This window comes from Aquabacterium sp. A08, assembly GCF_011742065.1.
Genome location: NZ_JAAQQT010000545.1, coordinates 1 through 2,254, shown reverse-complemented (window position 1 = coordinate 2,254; position 2,254 = coordinate 1). Strand labels below are relative to the sequence as shown.

The window sequence follows — 2,254 nt, the reverse complement described above, 5'->3', positions numbered from 1 at the left end:
CTGCAGACCGACGCCCGCCAGCCCAACCACCGGCTGGCCGAGCGCTGCGGGGTGTCGCCGGCCACGGCGCTGCGGCGGGTGCGCCGGCTGGAGGCGCAAGGCATCATCGAACGCCAGGTGGCCCTGTTGCAACCGGAACGGCTGGCCGCCGCCCTGGGCCACGGCCTGACGGCGCTGGTGGAGGTGAGCCTGGACCGCCAGGGCGAGGAGCACCTGGACGCCTTCGAGCGCCACGCCGTGGCCGACGCGGCGGTGCAGCAGTGCTACCGCGTGGCCAGCGGCCCCGACTTCGTGCTGGTGCTGGCCGTGACCGACATGCCCGCTTACCTGGCGGTGGCGCAGCGCCTGTTCACCCAGCACGCCAACGTGCGCAACGTCAAGGCCTTCTTCAGCGTCAAGCGGGCCAAGTTCCAGCCGGCACAACCGCTGCCGGCCGCGCCACCAGCGGCCCCCCGGGCCTGAAGCGGGCGCATAATTTTAGGGAACCCGGGCCGGTCACGGCCGGTCGTTCCACAGACACACCCCCGTGTGCACCACCAGGAGGACTCCCCCATGCGCTTGTCGGCCCACGCCCGCACCCTCATCACCGCCGCCACTCTCGGGCTGTCGGCCCTGGCCCCCACTTGGGCGCAGGAACTGGTGAGCGTGCGCAACCCCAACGTCAACCTGCGCGCCCAACCCGGCACCCAGGGCGAGGTGCTGTGGAAACTGGCCCAGGGCTACCCGCTGCAGGTGCTGGAACGCCAAGGCGACTGGCTGCGGGTGCGCGACTTCGAGGGCGACGAGGGCTGGATCGCCCGCAGCGTCACCAGCGACGCGCGGCACCACGTGGTCAAGGCCCGGGTGCTGAACCTGCGCGCCGGCCCCGGCACCCAGCACCCGGTGGTGGCCAAGGCCGCCTACGGCGACGTGCTGCGCACCAACCGCCGCCAGGGCGACTGGGTGCAGCTGCAAGCCCCCCAGGGCAGCGGCACCGTCTGGGCCGCCAGCGACCTGCTCTGGGGCTGGTGAGGCCGCCTCACTTCGGGGTTTTGCGCGGCCGCTGCCAGTTGGGAATGCTGAGCTGTTTGCCGCGCGCCACGCTCAGGGCGCCGGGCGGGGTGTCCTTGGTGATGGTGGAGCCGCCGGCCACCGTGCCACCGGCGCCCAGCGTCACCGGGGCCACCAGCACGCAGTTGCTGCCCACGTGCACGTCGGCCTCGATCACGGTGCGGTGTTTGTTGGCGCCGTCGTAGTTGGCGGTGATGCTGCCCGCGCCGTAGTTGACGCGTTCGCCCACGGTGGCGTCGCCCAGGTAGGCCAGGTGGTTGGCCTTGGCCCCGGCGGCCAGGGTGGAGTTTTTCACTTCGACGAAGTTGCCAATGTGCACCTCGGGCCCCAGTTGCGCGCCGGGGCGCAGGCGGGCGAAGGGGCCCACCCAGGCACGCTCGCCCACTTGGACACCGGCCTTTTCACCGTCGATGTGGGTGAAGGGGTGGACCACCGCGCCGGCTTCGATGCGGGCGTTGGCGATCACGCAGTTCGCACCGATGCGCACGCCGTCGCCCAGCGCCACCGTGCCCTCGAACACGCAGTTGACGTCGATGTCCACGTCCTGCCCGCAGGTGAGCGTGCCGCGCACGTCCAGCCGGGCCGGGTCGGCCAGGCGCACGCCGGCTTCCATCAAGTCGGCGGCCAGGCGGCGTTGGTGGGCACGCTCCAGCTCGGCCAGTTGCGCCGGGCTGTTGACGCCGGCCACCTGCATCGCGTCGTCGATGCGGTGCGCCAGCACCCGGGCGCCGTCGGCCACCGCGAACTGGACCACGTCGGTCAGGTAGTACTCCTGCTGGGCGTTGCGGTTGTCCAGCCGCGCCAGCCAGGCGCGCAGCCGGCGCGTGGGCACGGCCATGATGCCGCTGTAAATCTCGGTCAGGGCGCGCTGCGCCTCACTCGCGTCCTTGTGCTCGACGATGGCTTGCACGCCGCCGGTGGCGTCGCGCACGATGCGGCCGTAGCCGGTGGGGTCGGGCAGGTCCAGCGTGAGCAGGGCCAGGTGTTCGCCCGCGCACAGCGCCAGCAGGGCCTGCAAGGTGTCGGGCCGGGTCAGCGGCACGTCGCCGGACAACACCAGCGTCACGCCGTCGTCGGCCAGCACCGGCACCGCCTGCTGCACCGCGTGGCCGGTGCCCAGCTGGGGTTCCTGGCGCACAAAGTCCAGCGCCAGCGCCGGGGTGGCCAGGGGCGCCAGCGCGGCTTCCACCTGTTCGGCGCCGTG

General features: G+C 72.5%; 3 protein-coding genes. 2 read left to right on the top strand and 1 reads right to left on the bottom strand.

Features of this window, described 5'->3' with window-relative positions; all coding sequences use genetic code 11:
* Together HA630_RS04805 and HA630_RS04800 are read left to right on the top strand one after the other, a co-directional pair.
* Nucleotides 1-462, top strand: a 462-nt coding sequence (locus tag HA630_RS04805) for an Lrp/AsnC family transcriptional regulator (RefSeq protein WP_166832827.1), incomplete at its 5' end; no start/stop codon positions are given.
* 90 nt (nucleotides 463-552) lie between these two features.
* A complete protein-coding gene (locus HA630_RS04800; protein WP_166832825.1) occupies nucleotides 553-1,011 on the top strand; it encodes an SH3 domain-containing protein in 459 nt (152 codons plus the stop codon).
* Between the two features lie 7 nt (nucleotides 1,012-1,018).
* Here the strand turns inward: HA630_RS04800 and glmU are convergent.
* Nucleotides 1,019-2,254, bottom strand: a 1,236-nt coding sequence (gene glmU / locus HA630_RS04795; protein ID WP_166832823.1) for a bifunctional UDP-N-acetylglucosamine diphosphorylase/glucosamine-1-phosphate N-acetyltransferase GlmU, incomplete at its 5' end; no start/stop codon positions are given.